Annotated in this window: 13 protein-coding genes; 8 read left to right on the plus strand and 5 right to left on the minus strand. The window is 40.7% G+C overall.

Going from position 1 to position 19,846, the window contains the following annotated elements; all coding sequences use genetic code 11:
- Positions 1-19: 19 nt before the first annotated feature.
- From AN34_RS14700 to AN34_RS14735, 8 genes are all read left to right on the plus strand, one after another.
- Positions 20-1,780: a RagB/SusD family nutrient uptake outer membrane protein gene (locus tag AN34_RS14700; protein ID WP_029286683.1), complete on the plus strand. Its 1,761-nt coding sequence runs from the start codon at positions 20-22 to the stop codon at positions 1,778-1,780.
- 39 nt (positions 1,781-1,819) lie between these two features.
- Positions 1,820-2,788 carry a DUF5627 domain-containing protein gene (locus AN34_RS14705; protein WP_029286685.1) on the plus strand — a complete coding sequence of 323 codons (969 nt, stop codon included), beginning with the start codon at positions 1,820-1,822 and terminating at the stop codon, positions 2,786-2,788.
- A 21-nt stretch (positions 2,789-2,809) separates the two neighbouring features.
- A complete protein-coding gene (locus AN34_RS14710; RefSeq protein WP_029286686.1) occupies positions 2,810-4,492 on the plus strand; it encodes an endo-1,4-beta-xylanase in 1,683 nt (560 codons plus the stop codon).
- A 502-nt stretch (positions 4,493-4,994) separates the two neighbouring features.
- Positions 4,995-8,090, plus strand: a complete 3,096-nt coding sequence (locus AN34_RS14715; protein ID WP_029286687.1) for a TonB-dependent receptor — start codon at positions 4,995-4,997, stop codon at positions 8,088-8,090.
- A 9-nt stretch (positions 8,091-8,099) separates the two neighbouring features.
- Positions 8,100-10,034 (plus strand): RagB/SusD family nutrient uptake outer membrane protein, encoded by a 1,935-nt coding sequence (locus AN34_RS14720; RefSeq protein WP_029286689.1) that lies wholly within the window; start codon positions 8,100-8,102, stop codon positions 10,032-10,034.
- A gap of 148 nt (positions 10,035-10,182) precedes the next feature.
- The gene (locus tag AN34_RS14725) at positions 10,183-11,544 is read left to right on the plus strand and encodes a glycoside hydrolase family 43 protein (protein WP_029286690.1); all 1,362 of its coding nucleotides are present in this window, start codon (positions 10,183-10,185) and stop codon (positions 11,542-11,544) included.
- A gap of 80 nt (positions 11,545-11,624) precedes the next feature.
- Positions 11,625-13,661, plus strand: a complete 2,037-nt coding sequence (locus AN34_RS14730) for an NPCBM/NEW2 domain-containing protein (RefSeq protein ID WP_029286692.1) — start codon at positions 11,625-11,627, stop codon at positions 13,659-13,661.
- A gap of 360 nt (positions 13,662-14,021) precedes the next feature.
- Positions 14,022-15,143 (plus strand): ATP-binding protein, encoded by a 1,122-nt coding sequence (locus tag AN34_RS14735; RefSeq protein WP_051666605.1) that lies wholly within the window; start codon positions 14,022-14,024, stop codon positions 15,141-15,143.
- Between the two features lie 51 nt (positions 15,144-15,194).
- Here the strand turns inward: AN34_RS14735 and AN34_RS14740 are convergent, their stop codons facing one another.
- From AN34_RS14740 to AN34_RS14760, 5 genes are all read right to left on the minus strand, one after another.
- Positions 15,195-15,647 carry a GNAT family N-acetyltransferase gene (locus AN34_RS14740; RefSeq protein ID WP_082468421.1) on the minus strand — a complete coding sequence of 151 codons (453 nt, stop codon included), beginning with the start codon at positions 15,645-15,647 and terminating at the stop codon, positions 15,195-15,197.
- Positions 15,648-15,709: 62 nt separating this feature from the next.
- Complete coding sequence (locus tag AN34_RS14745; protein WP_029286696.1) at positions 15,710-16,858, minus strand: amine oxidase; 1,149 nt, start codon at positions 16,856-16,858, stop codon at positions 15,710-15,712.
- The gene (locus AN34_RS14750; protein WP_197285533.1) at positions 16,858-17,913 is read right to left on the minus strand and encodes a glycosyltransferase; all 1,056 of its coding nucleotides are present in this window, start codon (positions 17,911-17,913) and stop codon (positions 16,858-16,860) included. Before AN34_RS14750 ends, AN34_RS14745 begins: the two co-directional genes overlap by 1 nt.
- A gap of 90 nt (positions 17,914-18,003) precedes the next feature.
- Positions 18,004-19,137, minus strand: a complete 1,134-nt coding sequence (glf, locus tag AN34_RS14755; RefSeq protein WP_197285534.1) for a UDP-galactopyranose mutase — start codon at positions 19,135-19,137, stop codon at positions 18,004-18,006.
- 342 nt (positions 19,138-19,479) lie between these two features.
- Entirely contained in the window at positions 19,480-19,836 is a 357-nt protein-coding gene (locus AN34_RS14760; protein WP_029286699.1) for a helix-turn-helix domain-containing protein, read from the minus strand.
- Between the last annotated feature and the right edge of the window lie 10 nt (positions 19,837-19,846).

The raw sequence follows: 19,846 nt of genomic DNA on the forward strand, positions 1-19,846 counted from the left end.
AATTGATAATTATATTGATATGAAAAAATTACAACTTCTTATTTGCATGGCCGCATTACTCTTCTCTGCTGGCTGCAAGGATATGTTGGAACCGGAGATTGAGAATAACCTTGATCTGGAAAGTACCTATAACAATGCTACCTATGCCCAAGGTTTGCTGCTTAATGGCTATACACGCATTCCAACCAATAGCTGGTCATTTAATGATGTCGCTACTGATGATGCGGTAACCAATGATAAAAATAATGCTTACCTGAAAATTGCCACCGGGCAATGGACAGCAATCAATAATCCGCTATCTCAATGGACGAATGCCAGGGCTGCTATTCAATACCTGAATTTATTCTTATCCATAACTGATCAGGTAAAATGGACGGTAGATCCGGCTATCAATAAAATGTTTAATGACCGGATGAAAGGAGAGGGCTATGCACTCCGGGCCATGTTTAATTATTACCTGTTGCAGGCACATGCGGGAAAAGGAAGCAACGGACAGCTTTTAGGTATCCCGATTGTGCTTCAGCCTGAAAAGCTTGATGCAGATTTTAATCAGCCAAGGGCAACCTTTGATGCCTGCATGGAGCAGATTTACAAGGACCTTGACCTGGCCGAACAATTGCTGCCAACTGATTTTGAAGATGTGGCCAGCGAAGCGCAGGTGCCTGCTAAATATGCCGGTGTAGGTAAAGATAATTACAACCGCGTTTTTGGTTATTATTTCAGAGGTCGTGTTACTGCAAGAATTGCAAAGGCCATCAGGGCAAAAGCTTCTTTACTGGCCGCAAGCCCTGCTTTTAATCCTTCGGCAGTTTCGAAATGGGAAAAGGCCGCAAATGATGCTGCTACAGTAATTGATCTTAAGGGCGGACTGGTGAATCTGAACGTTAACGACATTAAATGGTATGATAAAGATTCAGGTATTGAAGGACTTGCTTCAGGTGTAAATCCTTCGGAAATCCTATGGCGAAGTGATGTAGGTAGCAGTAACGACCTGGAAAGAAATAACTTTCCACCAACACTTTTTGGAAGTGGAAGGGTAAATCCCACTCAAAATCTGGTTAATGCTTTTCCTATGGCAAATGGTTATCCAATAACGGAAGCGAACAGTGGTTTTGCAGCGGCAAGTCCTTATGATAATCGTGATCCCAGATTAAAACTTTATATCCTGGTTAATGGTGGTACCGCCGGAACTGCTGGAACTGCAATCAATACCACTGCAAACGGCCCAACCAATGATGCCTTGAATAAAGTAGAAACCTCTACCCGAACTGGTTATTACATGCGGAAGCTTTTAAGACAGGATGTTAACCTAAATCCTTCTTCAACCACCAACCAAAGGCATTATAACCCACGGATTCGGTATACCGAAATCTACCTGGCTTATGCTGAAGCGGCAAATGAGGCTTGGGGGCCTTTAGCAGGTGGCACCCATAGCTATTCAGCTTATGATGTGATCAAAGCCATCCGCAGAAGGGCAGGTGTGGGCACCACCAATAACGATCCTTACCTGGAAACCATTAAATCAGACAAGGGAAAAATGAGAGAACTGATTAGAAATGAACGGAGACTGGAATTGTGTTTTGAAGGTTTCAGGTTCTGGGATCTTCGCCGCTGGAATGCCAACCTGAATGAAGTTGCCCAGGGTGTAAGCATTACAGGTACAGCTTTTACGATAATTAATGTAGAAAACAGGGCTTACCAAAGTCATATGGTTTATGGCCCGGTGCCTTACAGTGAAATTTTAAAATATAATAACCTTATCCAAAATGCAGGATGGTAGCCATCTATCATGCATATAAAGTTTAAAAACTGAAGAAAGATGAAAAAGAGAATGATATTTTTACTGGCCATTTCCGCATTTCTGGGATCATGTAAAAACCAGGAATGGGAGTTTCCGGATTATGGTAGCCAGTCCGTATATTTTGCCTATCAGAGTCCGGTTCGTACCATTACCCTTGGTGAAGATTTATATGATACTTCAATGGATAATCTCCACAAGTGTGAAATTATGGCTACCACAGGCGGTGTTTATGAAGTGAAGAACGATGTTAGCATAGGTGTGGCGATTGATAATTCACTGGCCAGCGGACTTAGCTTTGGTGGTTCTGGAGATGTAATGGCAATGCCGGCAAACTATTATAGTCTGCAGGGTAATTCGATTACCATTGCTAAAGGCAAAATTGCAGGGGGCGTTCAGGTGCAGCTTACCGATGCTTTCTTTGCTGATCCGCTGGCGCTGAAAAACACGTATGTGATTCCGTTACGGATGACCTCCGTACAAAATGCAGATAAGATTCTGGAATCAAAAAACTATACCCTTTATGCCATTAAGTATATTAATACCTGGCATGGCTTTTACCTGCGTAGGGGTAAGGATATCATTTTAGGTAAAAACGGAAATGCCAGTCTGAATCAAACCGTTTCCAGGCACATGCCATTTGTAGAAAATGATCAGGTAAATCAGGTGGTAACGACTTCGCTGAAGACCAATACTTTTGATGCCGTATTTAAAGATAAGGATAACCGCAACATTACCTGCAAACTCCTCCTCACATTTGATGATGCAGGAAACTGTACCGTTTCTGCTGCAGATAACAGCTTTACTGCAAGCGGAAGTGGAAAATTTGTGAAAAAAGGAGAGAAGAACAGCTGGGGAAATACCGATAGAGATGCCCTATATCTCAACTACAACATTAACCTCGCCAATATATCTGTAACCACTACAGATACACTTGTGATGCGCAACCGTGGTGTAACCATGGAGACTTTCAACCCGGTAAAAAAGTAACACGCTTAGCCAAAATAAAAAATGAAAAATATTTATAAAATGGCCTTTATCATCGGTATTCCGGTTTTATTGGCTTCCTGTAAAAAGCATGAAGCATTGGATTTTTCGGTTGAAAAGCCTGCTACTATTGCGGCACAGGAACAAATTAATGCTTATAAAGAACTCAAATCCTATTTTAACTGGTCAAATTCGCCAAATTTTAAACTGGGGGTAGCCACTTCCCTTACAGATTATAACAGTAAGGGCGTATTGTACCGATTGGCAAACAGTAATTTTAACCAGATTGTGATCGGGTATGAAATGAAACATGGTGCCGTAGTTAAAAATGACGGGAGCCTGGACCTGGATAACGTTAAAAAACTACTGGAAACGGCTAAGGCTGCAGGGATGGAAGTTTACGGACATACGCTTTGCTGGTATGCCAACCAAAATGCCACCTACCTGAATGGACTGATTGCGCCGACAATTATTCGCGGAACCAGCGGCCCGGCGCTGGAAGATAACTTAATCGCTAACCCTGAATTTGAATCAGGGAACATTACAGGTTGGTTTGGCTGGGGCAATGGCTCAGTTAGAGAAGTATCAGCCAAAGGTGATGGATATGGTGGTTCTGGTTATGCGCTTACCATGTCTAACCCCACAAAGGTAAATTCATGGGAAGCACAAACGGCATATGATTTTACCACGCCATTAAAAAGTGGGTCAACCTATAAGCTTAGCTTTTATGTAAAGGCTAGCGTTGCAGGTTCTATGTCTGTAGCGGCACAGGAAACCAAAAGTTACGGTGCAGATGATTTTGGATCTTTTAACCTCACCACCGACTGGAAACTGGTACAGATGGAAAAAACCATTACAGCCGGAGACCGGACGCGCTTCCTTTTTAGCTTTGGTGCATATGCCGGAAAAGTTTATATGGACAAGATTTCATTGAACCGGGTTAACCCAAATGGTGGCGACAAGATCATCGAAAAAACTGCAGACGAGAAGAAGGTCATTCTAACAGCTGCGCTGGATAAGTGGATGTCTGGAATGCTGGGTGCCAGTAAAGCTTATGTAAAGGCATGGGATGTGGTTAATGAGCCCATGTCTGATTATCCGGATCCAACCCAGTTAAGAACAGGTGTTGGCAAAACGACCATAGCTGCTGATGAATTTCATTGGGCTGACTATTTGGGGAAAGATTATGCCGTAACAGCTTTTAAATTGGCCAGACAGTACGGTAATGCATCTGATATCCACTTTATTAATGATTATGGATTGGAAAGTAGCCTGGTGAAGTGTAAAGGATTAATCGATTACGTTCAATATATAGAAAGCAAGGGCGCTAAGGTAGATGGGATAGGTACACAAATGCATATGGGTACCGAAACTGATAAGGCAAAAATTACTGAAATGTTTAAAATGCTGGCGGCTACAGGTAAGCTCATTAAGGTCTCTGAACTTGATCTTGGTGTGTCCAACAAGAAAACTGCAGCCGTAACCAGTGCAGAATACTTGGCCCAGGCAGATATGTACCGTTACGTGATCGAAAAATACTTTGAAATCATTCCGGCAGCTCAACGCTATGGAATAACCATCTGGAGCCCTTTAGATAGTCCTTCCGGTTCATTTTGGAGGGCCGGAGAACCGATTGGCCTCTGGACAGAAGGTTTTATTCGTAAGCCTGCTTATACTGGTGTAGCAGAAGCTTTAAAAGGAAAGTAAACACTATACAAATATCATTGTCATTGTGCTGATAATTTCCAGAATGATTTTTAGGGACAGGTTAGCAAACCTGTCCCTCATTTCCATAAACATGGAAAAAAATGATCTTGAATCGTTGGTAATGTATGATTAAATAGCCTAAAATAATTTCGTTTTATAGGATACAAATGTTGATTTTTTGATTAAAATTTATAAAACACTAAAAATACAATCGATTGCATTTTTCATGTTCTGTTTTTTGGTTTATTTTAAAAATATGGCCTGAAAGGCTGTATTTGATAAAAAATGAAATTTTCTTGCACATTTCTACCATAAAAATGTACAATTGAATCATTGTAGAAAGGTTGATCTAAATACCTTTACCTTCATACAGGCTTAACAGCATTTAGCAGTCATTAGGTTTTGCGTTGATTTATGTCTTTACTGACAGGATCTATCAATTTCCTTTTACTTCTGATCGTCTGCTAAAACTCGTTTTTTTTAACCATTATAAACTGTTTTTATGAGAAATGAAATTTTACGATTTATTGTAAGACCTCATTGGAGATTTTCTATAAGTCTCCCCAAAATTGCACTTGCAGCAATTTTAATGATCTTCACGCTGGCCGCACAGGCGCAAACCCAGATTAAGGGGCGTGTGTTAGATGATCAGGGAAAACCCTTACCTGGAGTAAGTATTCTGGTGAAGGGAACATCCACGAGTACAACTGCATCCAACACCGGAAACTTCAGTATTTCAGTACCCTCTACCAGTTCGGTATTGGTGTTCTCTTATATCGGTTTTACCAGTAAGGAAATTCCGGTACGAAACCAAACAGAGATCAATGTAACTTTATTACCAAGTGCAGCAGAACTGGAGCAGGTGGTGGTAGTGGGTTATGGTACACAACGTAAAGAAGCCGTAACCGGATCAGTAGCCAATATATCTGGCGAAAAGGTTCGTGAAGTTCCTGCACCTAATATTGCCCAGGCCATTCAGGGACGTATAGCAGGTGTTAATATTTCACAAACTTCAACCAAACCTGGTGCAACCATGCAGATTCTCATTCGTGGAGCGCGTTCACTTTCTGCCAGCAATGATCCGTTGGTGGTATTGGATGGGATTCCTTTTCCAGGTTCAATCGGTGATATTAATCCAAATGATATTAAGAGTATAGATATCCTTAAAGATGCATCAGCAACCGCGATTTATGGATCGAGGGGTGCAAATGGTGTAATCTTATTAACCACCAACCGGGGCCAACAGGGTGCGCCTGCTCAGGTAACGTATAACTCATATACGGGTTTACAAACACTTTTCGCAAAATATCCGATGATGAATTCGGAAGAATTTATTGCCCTCCGTAAAGCGGCAGGTTTATTTACCACTAACGGGGTAGATGAATCTAACGACACCAATACGGATTGGCAGGATTTATTCTATAACAAATCAGCGGTGGTAACCAGTCATGATATAGGTGTATCAGGGGGGTCTGCTACAGGTAGCTATAGTTTTGGTGGAGGTTATTATAAGAATCAAAGTTTAATTCCTACACAGCAATATACCAGGTATTCGATGAAAGCCTCCTTGGATCAGCAAATTGGTAAGCTTTTCCGCATAGGTTTCACCAGTAACAATAACTATAACCTAAGTGAGGGCAGCCAGGTAGGTGTTTATGGTGTGCTGAGTAATACACCAATTTCAAACCCTTATAATGCGGATGGAAGTTTAAAAAGAACCATCAGAATGCCTCAAGATGAATCCTGGATTTACACCAATCAATCTACTAAAGATTTGAGTGATAAATGGTTAAATGAAACACGTGGTTTTGCTACGTACAACTCCGTTTATGGAGAGGTTAAAATTCCATGGGTGGAAGGATTAAAATACAGAGCCAACCTTGGTCTTGATTTTATTCAGAGTAATAATGGTTATTATACGGGCGTAGGAGTTGGAAGTGCTACCGCTACCACGGTGTCTACAGCAGGTGTGGGCAACCAACAAACTTACCATTGGACACTTGAAAATTTATTAACATACGACCGTACCTTTTCAGAAAAACACAATATTAATGTAGTGGCATTATATTCTGCTGAGCAGAACAAATTTAATTCCTCTTCCATGTCAGCACGTGATATTCCTTCAGATGCTTTCCAGTTCTATAATCTTGGTCAGGCCAATGGCGAATTAACCATAGGCAATGGAAATTATTACTTAAGCGGATTAATGTCATACATGGGAAGGGTAATGTATTCATATGATAACCGTTATTTAATCAGTGCCACCCTCAGATCTGATGCCTCATCACGCTTGGCACCAGGACATAAATGGAATACTTATCCTGCTGTTTCAGTAGGCTGGAACCTGATGAATGAACCTTTCATGAAAGGCATTACCGCTATTGACAGGTTAAAGATCAGAGTAGGTTACGGACAAACATCAAACCAATCCGTAAATCCTTACCAAACATTAGGTTTATTAAGTACAAGGCCATATAATTTTGGCGATACTAACTATGCTATAGGCTACTATGTTTCACAACTTCCAAGTCCTAATTTAGGCTGGGAATATTCACAAACCTGGAATTATGGTTTAGATTTCTCTGTACTGAAAAACAGAATCAACGGTACATTTGAATATTATGTAACCAACACCAATGATATTTTATTGGGTATTGCCTTGCCTCCAACTTCAGGTGTGGGAAGTTATACGGCAAACATCGGACAAACACAGAATAAAGGTTGGGAACTAAGCGTTAACGGTAACATCTTCAATAATAAAGATGGTTGGTCATGGGATGTAGGTTTTAACCTTTCTGCAAACCGTAACAAACTGGTTTCACTTGCTTCGGGACAAACCAGAGATGAAGGAAATGCCTGGTTTGTAGGTTATAACATCAATGCCATTTATGATTACGAGAAAATAGGATTATGGCAGGCTGGAGATCCTAACCTGAATGTTTTGGAACCAGGAGGTAATGTAGGTATGATTAAGGTTAAATATACAGGTGATTATGATGCCACAGGGAAGCCTACACGTGCTATTGGTGCCGCTGACAGACAAATTATGAATGTTGATCCAAAATTATCCGGAGGTTTTAATACCCGGGTAGCCTACAAAGGCTTTGACCTGAATGTGGTTGGTTTATTCAAAGATGGCGGTATACTGATCAGTACCTTGTATGGTTCTTCAGGTTACCTGAATTTATTATCAGGAAGAAGAAATAATGTTAAAGTAGATTACTGGACACCAGATAATACGGGTGCAAAATATCCGAAACCAGGTGGTATTGCCAGTGGCGATAATCCAAAATACGGCAGTACATTGGGTTATTTCGATGCGTCATTCTTAAAAATCCGTACCATTTCTTTGGGTTATGATTTTAACCGCGACTTAATTAAGGATTCGAAAGTGAGACTTAGAATGTACTTAACTGTTCAAAATCCATTTGTAATGTTCTCTCCATATCACAGAGAATCAGGTATGGATCCGGAGACTAACTCATACGGAGATGAAAATGCTGCGGTAACCAATACATACCAGAGAAGGTTTTTAACTGTAGGTACCAATACGCCTTCTACGCGTAATTATGTTGCAGGCCTTAACTTAACTTTTTAATTTACCAATATGAAACGTATACACTTCAATATAACTTTAGGGGTTTGGCTAGGGATGGTCATGTTCTCTGGCTGTAAAAAAATTCTTGAGGAAGAACCTCGTAGTATTTTTACTCCTGATTATTTTAAAACTGTAACTGGTGTAAATGGCGGACTTACCGCAATGTATGGTCACTTGCGTAACATTTACGGACAGGCCTATTACTACAATTCATTAATTACCGGTACGGATGAAGCCACCTGGGGTAAAGATGCTGATGGCAACTTTAAGGATATGGATTGTTCAGGCGTAGGATCTATTCTTTCTACAAGTTATCCAAGCAGCGTATTGTGGAGCGAAGCTTTTCCAAATATCAACACCGCCAGTGGTGTGATAGAAAATGCAAGTGCTGCGGGCATCTCCAGTGCATTGGTTGCAGAGGCCAGATTTTTCCGTGCGTTCGATTATTTTATGCTCGTACAAACCTTTGGAGGTGTACCTCTTGATTTAGGTGCAGGTGATCTTAAATTTAACATTAACCCGGTAAGAACTTCGGTTCGGAACACTGTGCCAGTAGTTTATACAAAGGCGGTATTTCCAGACCTGGTACAGGCCATTGCCGATTTGCCTGCTACGCCACGGGTTATTGGTGGTGTAACCAAAACTACAGCAAGGCTCTTTTTATCTAAAGCATATTTAACTTATGGATGGTGGTTACAAAACCCAAATAATATCCCAACCTACCCAACAACCAACAGAACTGATCCTGACGGGCATGATGCAACCTGGTATTTTCAGCAGGCTTATGATATAGCTACAACTGGTATCGAAAACCCTGGATCTAATGGATTGGTAGATACTTATTATGACGTTAATTTAGGTTCAAATGATCGCAATAAAGAAATGTTGCTTTATGCTGATCACACGCAAAGCAGTGAGCGGTTTAACGGTGGTAGCTTAACTTATGGAAGTGGTGGTGCACCAGATAACTTTTCTGGCTGGATGATGACCTGGAATTACACCAACCTTAGAAGTGGTGGTATCAGTTCAGTTCAACGGGAAGCAGAGCAACACCTTGGTCGCCCATGGAACCGTATGGCCCCAACCATTGAAGTGCTTAAAAATACCTTTGCCGATAAAACACTTGATTCTCGTTACGACGGAACTTTTACCACTGTTTATCGTGGTAACTGGCCAAAAGGTTATAATCCGCCAGAATCTGCACCTGCTTCATTAACCAATGCCAACGGCATATCAATTGTTCCGGGCAATGCCGTGTTAAGCTTTTTAGATACAGACAATAGTGCAATTGCTTACCCAACTGGTGCCGGAGCCAGCAACGTTGGTGCAGGTACTTTGCCAGGAAGATCTGATTATGTGATTGCACCTGGTGGCATCAGTAGAATTGTTTATCCTGGGCTTTGGAAACTTGGCCCTTACCGTACCGATAACGGAACTGGGCTTGGACAGCCAAATGCCGGTAGTACACGTCCTTATCCAATTGCTAAATTCTCTGAACTGTATTTTGTTGCTGCAGAGGCTGCTGTAAAAGGTGCTACTGCAAAAGCGGGCAAAAGTGCACGTGAATTGATTAATGTAATCCGTGCACGCGCCGGAAAATGGCGTTGGGATAATAATGGAAATGTAGCCAAAGTTGCAGATAACAGTGCAGCGATGACTGCTGCGACGCCAGCGACCATTGATATTAACTACATACTTGCAGAACGTTCACGTGAATATTATGGTGAGGGGTACAGAAGATTTGATTTAATCAGAACTCAGAAATGGGCTGAATTGTCAACTACTTTTAGCATTGCAGGTACCAATTATGGTGATCATACACCAGTAACGGTAACCAGAACCATTACACCAGCTTTATATCTGCGCCCGATTCCTCAGGATCAGATTGACAAAATGCAAATGTCGGATGCTGATAAAAAAGCATATCAGAATCCAGGATACTAACCTTTAAAAATCAGGCAGATTGTTCTACGGAATAATCTGCCTTTTTTTATGTAGATTTTTTGGAAAACAGGTTTAATCCATTCACCACCATAAAAATATCAATCTTCAGATACAGGAAACCTGAGATTAAATCATTTTAAGAAATTCAATGAAACCATTTCTAATAAAGCTGATGCTGTGCGTGATTTTTTATTTACCGCTCAAAGTTATCGCTCAAAATCCTATCGTGCAAAGCCATTACACGGCAGATCCTGCACCTCTGGTTTATAACGGAAAACTTTATTTATACACGAGCCATGATGAAGATAATTCTACCTGGTTTGTGATGAACAACTGGAAATTATACACTACAGACGATATGGTGAACTGGACCGACCACGGAGCAGTAGCTTCATATGAAACTTTTGGTTGGGCAATTGGTGATGCCTGGGCCATTCAGGTGGTAGAAAGAAAAGGTAAATTTTATTTGTATGCACCGGTAAAATCTCGTGATAAAAAACGTTCAGCCATTGGTGTAGCAGTTGCCGACAACCCATACGGGCCATTTTATGATCCCTTAGGAAAACCTTTAATTAGTGTTAGTGATGGTGATATCGATCCAACCGTATTCATCGATAAAGATGGAAAAGCTTATCTCTATTGGGGAAATCCCGATTGCTATTATGCAGAACTGAATGAGGATATGATCTCGCTAAAGGGTGAAGCCGTTCAACTTCCCATGACGGTGGCATCCTTCGGTAAACGTGAAGCCAACGAGCGCCGTCCTACCTTATATGAAGAAGGACCATGGTTATATCAGCGAAGCAGTTTGTATTATTTGTTTTGGGCAGGTGGGCCGATACCTGAACACCTGGGCTATTCTACTAGTAAAAATCCTACAGGCCCCTGGAAATATAATGGTACTTTAATGCCTCCAGAAGGTAAAAGTTTTACCAATCATCCCGGTGTGGTTGATTATAAGGGAAAAACTTATCTCTTTTACCACTCGGGTGCCTTGCCTGGCGGGAATGGTTTTAACCGTTCTGTTGCCGTGCAAGAAATTAACTTTAAGAAAGATGGCAGTATAGCGCCAATGAAAATGACTGATGGAATTGCTCAACCCCTGCAAAGTTTAAATCCTTATCAAAAAGTTGAAGCTGAAACCATTGCCTGGTCTGAAAACGTAAAAGCTTCTGAAAATAAAAATGTAGGTGTTTTTGTGACGGCGAAGAAGAATCTGGCCTATACCAAAGTTAAATCTGTAGACTTTGGGGCTGCGGGTGCTTTAAAATTTACAGCCAGGGTTGGTACCACACACAATTCTGATGTAAGCATGGAAGTACATGCTGATGGTTTGAACGGACCTTTGCTCAGCACCATTAAAGTCCCTTTAACTGGAGGCAATAACCGCTGGGCTGTTGTTTCAAACACTGCAAGCGAAATCACTGGCATTCATGATCTCTATTTTGTTTTCAAAGGCAAAGTAGAAACAGATCTTGCCTTTTTTGATTACTGGATGTTTACGAAATAAGTTGAAAATACCTAAAGAAAGCTTGAAAGCCGCTAAAATTTATCATAAAGCACTTTATTACACTAAAATTTACGCACATCATGAACAGCATAAAATTATTTTTCTTTACCTTTTTAATATTGATATCGGCTGGAAGTTGCTGGGCACAGACTTCAACTGGTGAACAGACCATATGGCTTGATCTGCTGGATTTAACATCGGCCACTCAGGGGTATGGCGCACCGCAAAAAAATAAAACGGTTGATGGTAAAGTAATGACTATTGCAGGTACAACTTTCGATCGTGGATTTGGAACACATGCAGAAAGTTCCTTACTGATTTTACTGAATGGAAAGGCCAGCTCATTTTCAGCACAGGTAGGGATAGATGATGAAATAACCGGGCATGAACCCGCTGCCGAATTTATACTGGTAGCAGATGGTAAAAAAATATGGTCAAGCGGGGTGATGCGCCTGGGCGATAAAGCCAGGCAATGTGAGGTCTCACTTATAGGCGTGCAAAAACTTGAGTTGGTTGTGGCGGATGGTGGTAACGGAAATTATTACGATCATGCAAACTGGGCGGATGCACAGTTCAAAGCAACGGGTGTAAGCACCTTTGCTACGATTAATCCGATTCCGGGCACACCTTATATTCTTACACCCAAAACTTCTCTGTTACCCAAAATCAATAGTGCCAGTGTTTTCGGCGTAAGGCCAGGTTCGCCATTTCAGTTTATGGTGGCGGCAACGGGAGAAAGGCCAATGAAATTTTCTGCCAGCGGATTACCAGCCGGATTAAAATTAGATTCAAACACAGGCATTATTATAGGGTACTTAAAGGAAAAGGGCACATTTTCGGTGATCTTAAATGCAGTAAATGCCAAAGGAAAAGCTAAAAAAAACATGCGCATTATTTGTGGAGATCAAATTGCCCTTACGCCGCCCATGGGCTGGAATAGCTGGAATTGTTTTGCTGATCAGGTTTCTGCTGATAAGGTAAAGCGTGCAGCCAATGCAATGATCAGTAGCGGATTGGTAAATCATGGCTGGACTTATATCAATATCGACGATTTTTGGCAAAATAATAAAGATGCTAAAGATCCTTCCATCAGGGGTGAACTTCGTGATCAGGCAGGAAATATTGTACCCAATTCACGTTTCAAGGATATGAAGGGGCTAGCAGATAACGTTCATGCAATGGGCCTAAAAATTGGTTTGTATTCTAGTCCGGGGCCCTGGACTTGTGGCAGTTGCACAGGAAGTTATGGGCATGAAAAACTAGATGCAGATACTTATGGGAAATGGGGTTTTGATTACCTCAAGTATGACTGGTGTAGTTATGGTCATGTCATCAATGGCATGCCTGGTAACGATCCTTACAAAATTGGAGCATTATCCTACAAAGGAGGAGATGACCTGGCTACCGCAATGAAACCTTTTCAATTAATGGGCGATGCGCTTAAAACACAACCCAGAGATATTGTTTTTAGTCTCTGTCAGTACGGAATGTCTGATGTTTGGAAATGGGGTAATGCTGTTGGAGGTACATCCTGGCGCACCACCAATGACATTACAGATACCTGGACAAGTGTGAAAAATATTGCGCTGCAACAAGATCAGGCAGCAGCATGGGCTAAACCCGGCAACTGGAATGATCCCGATATGTTAGTAGTAGGTACTGTGGGATGGGGCAATCCGCATCCAAGTAAACTCAGGCCAGATGAACAATACCTCCACTTTAGTTTGTGGTGCCTTTTCTCTGCTCCTTTATTGATTGGCTGCGATATGGAAAAATTAGATGATTTTACCATGAATCTGCTTACCAATGATGAAGTGATTGCCATCAATCAGGATCCACTTGGCAAACAAGCTACCTGTGTGCAAACCATTGGCGATGTCCGCATTTATGTGAAACAGTTAGAAGATGGAAGCCACGCGGTTGGATTTACCAATTTTGGTCAGGAGAAAATGGTATTGAACTATAGCGATTTTAAAAAGTTAGGTCTGAAAGGAAATTTAAAGGTTCGCGATTTATGGCGTCAAAAGGATCTGGTGTCAATAAATATCGAAAAAGATAAACTTCCGTTGAGTATACCTGCACATGGTGTATTGCTGTATAGGTTTGCTGAGAAATAGTGAGGTGTGCATTAATGAATTGCTTTTTTTCAAGGTGAGATTTGATAATTATTAATTGATTTTAACACCCAGTGTGCCCAAAGGGTGGGGTGGTTAAAACAAAAATACCCCATTTATAGCGTATTCAAATGAAGATAATTAATCAAACTCAGTTTTAACACGCAACATAACCATAAATACCTTTTCGTTTCTATTAGAATAAAAAGAATATGATCCCCTTTTTAAATTAAAGCAATTTACCAGATGACATTTTTAGAATTAAGTGGTCATTACAAAGTCTGATTCCTTCTCATTGTACTTTATCAGCTTATTTTTAGGTACATTACTCCTGAAAGGTATATTTACTTAAGCAGCAGGTTAATGCAAAATAAAAATTCAAAGATTAGTGAACTGATAGAGCTTAATGATGAGTTAGAGAATTATTTTCGCAATACCATCATTCCCCAGCTTTTTGTTGATGCCAATTTAGTGCTGCGTAAATTTACACCGCCTGCCATGAAGCAATTTAAGCTTCATCAAAATGACATCGGGAAATCCATTACTGAAGTGAAAGATAATTTTCGCTTTCCCAGCATTGTAGATAATATTGAACAGGTAATTCATACAGGTGAACTTTTAGAGAAAGAAATTCAAACAGTTGATATGCGCTGGTTTCAGATGAATATTCTGCCATACATTGTGATGCAGGAAAATAAAACCAATGGCGTAATTATTACTTTTATTGATATTACTTCCAGAATCCGGGACCTTAAGGAGCAGGAAAAATTAATTATGGAGCATGAGTTGTTACTGGATACCATTTCTCATGATATTAAAACACCCTTAACCAGCTTAGGTTTAACGATTGAGATGCTGAAGAAGGTGCCTGAAAAGGGAATGGAAAAATTCCCGGTTTTACTGGAGAAAATTGAGACGGGGCTTTTAAAAATTAAGGGAATTATTGTAGATCTGACGGATGCCAGAAAAACTGAGCACCATTATAAGGCGATAGAAGAACTATTGGATATTGAACAGATTGTGGAAGATGTTCGACTTACACTGGCTTCTCAGATACTGGAGTCTAATGCGATTATAAAATGGGAAGTTGCGCATTCAGAAATTGTTTTTGTTCGCCGCAAGCTCAGAAGTGTGCTTTATAACCTGATTAACAATTCAATTAAATACAAGCGTGCCGGCCGTGCACCCGAAATACTGATTAAAACCTATATTGAGGGCGATTACTTTGTGCTAAGTGTTGCTGATAACGGCAGGGGAATAGCAGAGGATAATCTGGAAAAGATATTTAAAAAATACGAGCGCATTGCTAACGATGTGGAGGGAACGGGTGTTGGGCTTCACCTGGTTAAAGAGATTGTCAATTTATCTGGTGGAAAAATCGAGGTTGAAAGTAAACTGGATAAGGGTACGGTTTTCAGGATTTACCTGAAAAACCAGAACCCAAATATTAGCGATGGTGCAGAGGGTTCATCCAATAAGGCGTAAAAATTTAAGGATGCTCTGTTAAATGCTTTTTACCTGAAGGATAAATCAACCTTAATCTTTTTCACAATGTTGCCTCAATTGCTTTGGTCCCTGTGGCCATATAAATGCAGTGGTTTGTTTTTTCCACCCCATACTTTTATAAAAATCATCTGCCCCAGGCGCCGCACTTAAATTCACAAAATGGTAATTATCCAATTGATTATTTAGGGTGGTTACTATGTACTTACCCAAGCCTTGTCCCTGGTAATCAGGGTCTACTACCACATCAGCCAGCATGGCGTAATAACGGCCATCTCCAACCACTCTTCCAAAAGCGATAATTACCTCTTCGTGGTATATAAATAGGGTATGGGTACTTAATTTAAAGGCACTTTCTATTTCTGTTGCCACGCGGTGCTTCCAGTTAATTTTTTGAAATAAACGCAGTACATGTGTCCAGTCTATACTGGTTAAATCCGGATTAATTTGAGTGGGATATGTTGGGTTAACCATAGTGGTCATCATGATTTTTTTTTAATTAAGCGCGTAAAGTTGAACATTTTTTATGAGCCTGGCGGGCCCATTATTTATAAATATGGTTTAACTAAGGTCATGGCATCTTCAATGGCCTCAGCATATGGCAGATATAAATTTCTTGCATGTGGGTTAAGTGCATCGGCATCCCATAAGCCTGAGTGGTGCCAGTAATGCAAATGATCCCAGTCTGGCCTGTCAATGATGGGGTAGAGGCAAATGCCTTTTAACGGGATCCCCAGTTTTAAAGTTTTTACACACTCTTTAGCAATAAGTTCTATCCAGTTTGGGCGATGCTCACCGGGATGGCTGGTTTCAGTTAATACAATTGGTTTACCATAGCGCAGGTAAGCTTCCTCAAATAAAGAAGAAAGTCCTCTCCATCGTGGATCAGGATCAAGATTTGCCCAGGGTAAGCCAGAAAAATCACTCGCCACCCACTGATTGTTATAGTAAAAGTTAAACCCCAGGTAATCGATCAGTTCTGGTGCACCACCGAGTTCAGGGCAGATTTTTCCGGTGAGCATATCAGTTACCTGGTATTGGAGATCATGATCCTGTTTGGCCTGCATCACCATTTCCATTGTGGCATCCAGTGATGGTACAATATTAACAATGGGTTCAGTCGTCATTATCCAGGCATCCGGATCAATTTCTTTAATGGCTTTAATGGCTTGAATATAGGCCCGAACAAGTGCATATTTTACATCCCATCCCATTCCTCTGGCATAAGGGGTAGTGCTGGCATGATCGCCACCCAGCCATGATATGAAACCCACTTCATTAATCGGGGTAACAATCAGCTGTTGGCCTGGGCAATAATTTTTATAGAAAGTGGCAAATGCCGAGCAAACATCTACAAAACGCATCAGGAAATGGGGGTGTAGCGGGCTCAAATCTACCGGATATCCAAAATGGCAGATATCCCAGATTTGTTGGATACCGGTATCCCTTGCTGCATCAATCATTAGCGCTACAGCAGAAAAATCATATTCGTATGGTTTGGTTTCAATATGGCTCCAGCGGATACCTTCCCTTACGGTATTGATATCCATGCCTAACAAACGCTGGTAATCTTCCTTTACCTGAACAATGTGCCCAGTTTCGGTTAATAGGTCTACGCGGTTGCCATAATGGTTGAGCTGATCAGAACATTCATAACCGGCCATCCAAAATGACCGGAAAGGATAAATATCTTTCATTAGCTGGCCAATAGTTTATCGGTTTCAAAAAGGGTCCACAACATTTTTTTCTTCATATCCTCAAAGGTATTATCCCATGATTTATCTTCCAGAAAAGTATCAACCTGTGCTAACCACTCATCCTGATCAGCTGCGAGTAGTGCTTGTTCAATGGCTAAAATAAATTCATCAGGATCAGAGGCGATATTTACCATTCCTGAAATTCCATAGGGCTTAACCACATCACGGATGGGAGTAGATACCACTCTCTTACCAGCAGAAAGATATTCGGGTGTTTTAGTCGGACTGATAAAGCGGGTAGATTGATTAATGGCAAATGGAATAAGGGCAACATTCCAGCCGGAGAGATATGCAGGGAGTTGCTGATATGTTTTTTGGCCAAGGTAATGGATGTTATTGGCCTTAGGAAGCTGTTCCATAGAAACTTTAACCACGGGGCCCAATAAGACAATTTGCCATTCGGGTCTTTTTAAGGCCAGCTGGCGAATCAGTTCCGCATCAAAACGTTCATCAATAACACCAAAAAAACCGAGTTTAATACCTCTTATAGCTGCCTGATCCGTAGGTTCAAGTGCCGTTGTACGGGCTAATGCAAAGTGTGCCTTATCAATACTGCTGGGGAAAACATGAATGTTATTGTGGTGTTCTTTTTTAGCTTCGTGAAGGGAATGACCTCCGGTAAAAACTATATCTGCTGTTTTTAGCAGCATTTTTTCCATGGCCAGAAGCGCTGGTGGTGCAAAGTCGAATGCCGATAATTCATCCATACAATCAAACACAGTGAGTGCGGGAGTGTACTGATCAGAAAACTGTAGTGCCATGGGTGTGTAGTACCAAAAAATCCAGTTGGCAAGATCTTGTTCGCTAAAAAAATCACTCAGCAGATTGCGCATGGCTGTTTTTTGTTCATCTACATCTGTTCCTGGCCTAAGGTGAGGTACTAAAATAACCAATTGGTCGGTCCGCTGATCAAAAGACAGGTGGTTTATTTCTTCTGCATCAAATACAGGTTCTTCCAGTACAAATACATTAATTTGATCTGAAAAACGGCTCATGAGGTGTTGGGGTCGCTGGAAAACAAAATCCCACCTTAAATGGGAAAAGCATAAAAGGTTTTGTGGCAATAGCTGTTCTGTAATGATCATTTAAATAGTAGATTTAGGTTGAATAGGGGGATTAAAATGAACATTTACGGCCTTTAATGCGGCACCAATAACCTGGTGCATATCATAATATTGGTAGGTGGCTAGCCGACCACCGAAGATGACCTTGTCTTGAGTCTGTCCGAGGGATTTATATTTTGCGAAGAGTTCATTATTTCGCTGATCGTTAATGGGGTAGTAAGCTTCTTTTTCGGGTGTCCAATCTTCCGGAAACTCTTTGGTGACCACCGTTTTTTGCTGGGTGCCAAATTCAAAATGTTTATGTTCAATGATTCTGGTATAAGGCACTTCATGCTCCGTATAATTAATTACAGCATTTCCCTGATAATTTTCCTGATCCATTAACTGGTGCTCAAACCTTAAGCTCCGGTATTCTAATCTGCCAAACCTATAATCATAAAACTGATCGATATGACCGGTAAACACCACCTGATCAGCAATATTATCCCAGTGCTTCCTGTCCTGAAAATAGTCTGTATCCAGCCTTACTTCAGAACCTTCCAATAGCGCATCTGTTAATTTATTATAACCACCTATCGGGATGCCCTGATATTTATCGTTGAAATAATTATTGTCATAAGTGAAACGAATGGGCAATCTTTTGATAATAAAAGCAGGAAGCTCAGTAGCTGGCCGGCCCCACTGTTTTTCGGTATAGCCTTTAATCAGTTTCTCAAAAATATCTTTTCCAACCAGGGAAAGGGCTTGTTCTTGCAGGTTAGCAGGTACGCCAATTTGTGCCTGATCAATCTGCGACTGGATCTTTTCTTTAGCTTCATCGGGAGTTTTTACACCCCATAACTGGTAAAAGGTATTCATGTTGAATGGTAGATTATAAAGCTGACCTTTATAATTAGCCATAGGACTATTGGTATACCGGTTAAACTCTACGAAAGAATTAACATAATCCCAGATTTGCTTATCATTGGTGTGGAAAATATGTGCGCCATATTGATGAACGTTTATGCCTTCTATATTCTCGCAGAATACATTGCCACCTGGATGGCTCCTTTTATCAATTAGCAAACACTTTTTGCCAAGTTTGGTTGCTTCGTGGGCGAAAACGGATCCAAATAATCCGCTCCCAACAATTAAATAATCGTATTCTTTAATCATATGGTCTATCTATTGACCAAGCTGTGGTATTTAAGCTCATAGTATTAAATTTAAGCATCGCCTTAAAATCGTCTTGGTTTGAAAGAGATCGTTTATCATATTAGCATGGTGCTAATATTAGAGATAGGTATGACTGTTTAGATAACCTTTAATTTATGTGTCTGGTTTAGCTAATCTAATCAAAACTACCGTTATGTGTGATTTATCCGTATTTCTACGGTAAATTAATTATAAAAGTCATCATCATTGGAAAATTGGGTGAAAAATTGAGGTTTTTTTTATTAAAACTGACGAAGTTTGCGCCGCTTTAGGCCTATGAAACTTCGTAAGTTGGTTGATGTTTTATTCAAGTTCCTGATGTTTTTTGCCCCATTTTTCAAGTTGCTGAATGATTGGGTTTAATTCATAACCAATGGGTGTAAGCTCATATTCTACTTTAGGTGGCACTTCTGCATATACTTTTCGGGTTAAAATTTTATTTTCTTCCAGTTTCCGAAGTTGCAGGGTAAGCATACGTTCTGTGATATTTGGCAGCAGTTTTTTTAATTCACCAAATCTCAGTTTTCCACTCATTAACCAGGAGCAAATCACCAAAGCCCATTGTCCGCCTATAATATTGGTGGTGTAGGCTTCCGGACATTCTGCTGCCAATGCTTTTTTGTTGGCGAAATTGGTTGATGTTTCTTTGATCTTCGACATTACTTACATT

Origin of the sequence: Pedobacter sp. R20-19 (assembly GCF_000708265.2) — a bacterium.
In the GTDB taxonomy this organism is placed as follows: Bacteria; Bacteroidota; Bacteroidia; order Sphingobacteriales; family Sphingobacteriaceae; genus Pedobacter.

Excerpts from the sequence above, each read along its gene's own strand:
- AN34_RS14700 (WP_029286683.1), top strand. The coding sequence starts at position 20 with ATGAAAAAATTACAACTTCTTATTTGCATGGCCGCATTACTCTTCTCT.
- AN34_RS14705 (WP_029286685.1), top strand. The coding sequence starts at position 1,820 with ATGAAAAAGAGAATGATATTTTTACTGGCCATTTCCGCATTTCTGGGA.
- AN34_RS14710 (WP_029286686.1), top strand. The coding sequence starts at position 2,810 with ATGAAAAATATTTATAAAATGGCCTTTATCATCGGTATTCCGGTTTTA.
- AN34_RS14715 (WP_029286687.1), top strand. The coding sequence starts at position 4,995 with ATGAGAAATGAAATTTTACGATTTATTGTAAGACCTCATTGGAGATTT.
- AN34_RS14720 (WP_029286689.1), top strand. The coding sequence starts at position 8,100 with ATGAAACGTATACACTTCAATATAACTTTAGGGGTTTGGCTAGGGATG.
- AN34_RS14725 (WP_029286690.1), top strand. The coding sequence starts at position 10,183 with ATGAAACCATTTCTAATAAAGCTGATGCTGTGCGTGATTTTTTATTTA.
- AN34_RS14730 (WP_029286692.1), top strand. The coding sequence starts at position 11,625 with ATGAACAGCATAAAATTATTTTTCTTTACCTTTTTAATATTGATATCG.
- AN34_RS14735 (WP_051666605.1), top strand. The coding sequence starts at position 14,022 with ATGCAAAATAAAAATTCAAAGATTAGTGAACTGATAGAGCTTAATGAT.
- AN34_RS14740 (WP_082468421.1), bottom strand. The coding sequence starts at position 15,647 with ATGATGACCACTATGGTTAACCCAACATATCCCACTCAAATTAATCCG.
- AN34_RS14745 (WP_029286696.1), bottom strand. The coding sequence starts at position 16,858 with ATGAAAGATATTTATCCTTTCCGGTCATTTTGGATGGCCGGTTATGAA.
- AN34_RS14750 (WP_197285533.1), bottom strand. The coding sequence starts at position 17,913 with ATGAGCCGTTTTTCAGATCAAATTAATGTATTTGTACTGGAAGAACCT.
- glf (WP_197285534.1), bottom strand. The coding sequence starts at position 19,137 with ATGATTAAAGAATACGATTATTTAATTGTTGGGAGCGGATTATTTGGA.
- AN34_RS14760 (WP_029286699.1), bottom strand. The coding sequence starts at position 19,836 with ATGTCGAAGATCAAAGAAACATCAACCAATTTCGCCAACAAAAAAGCA.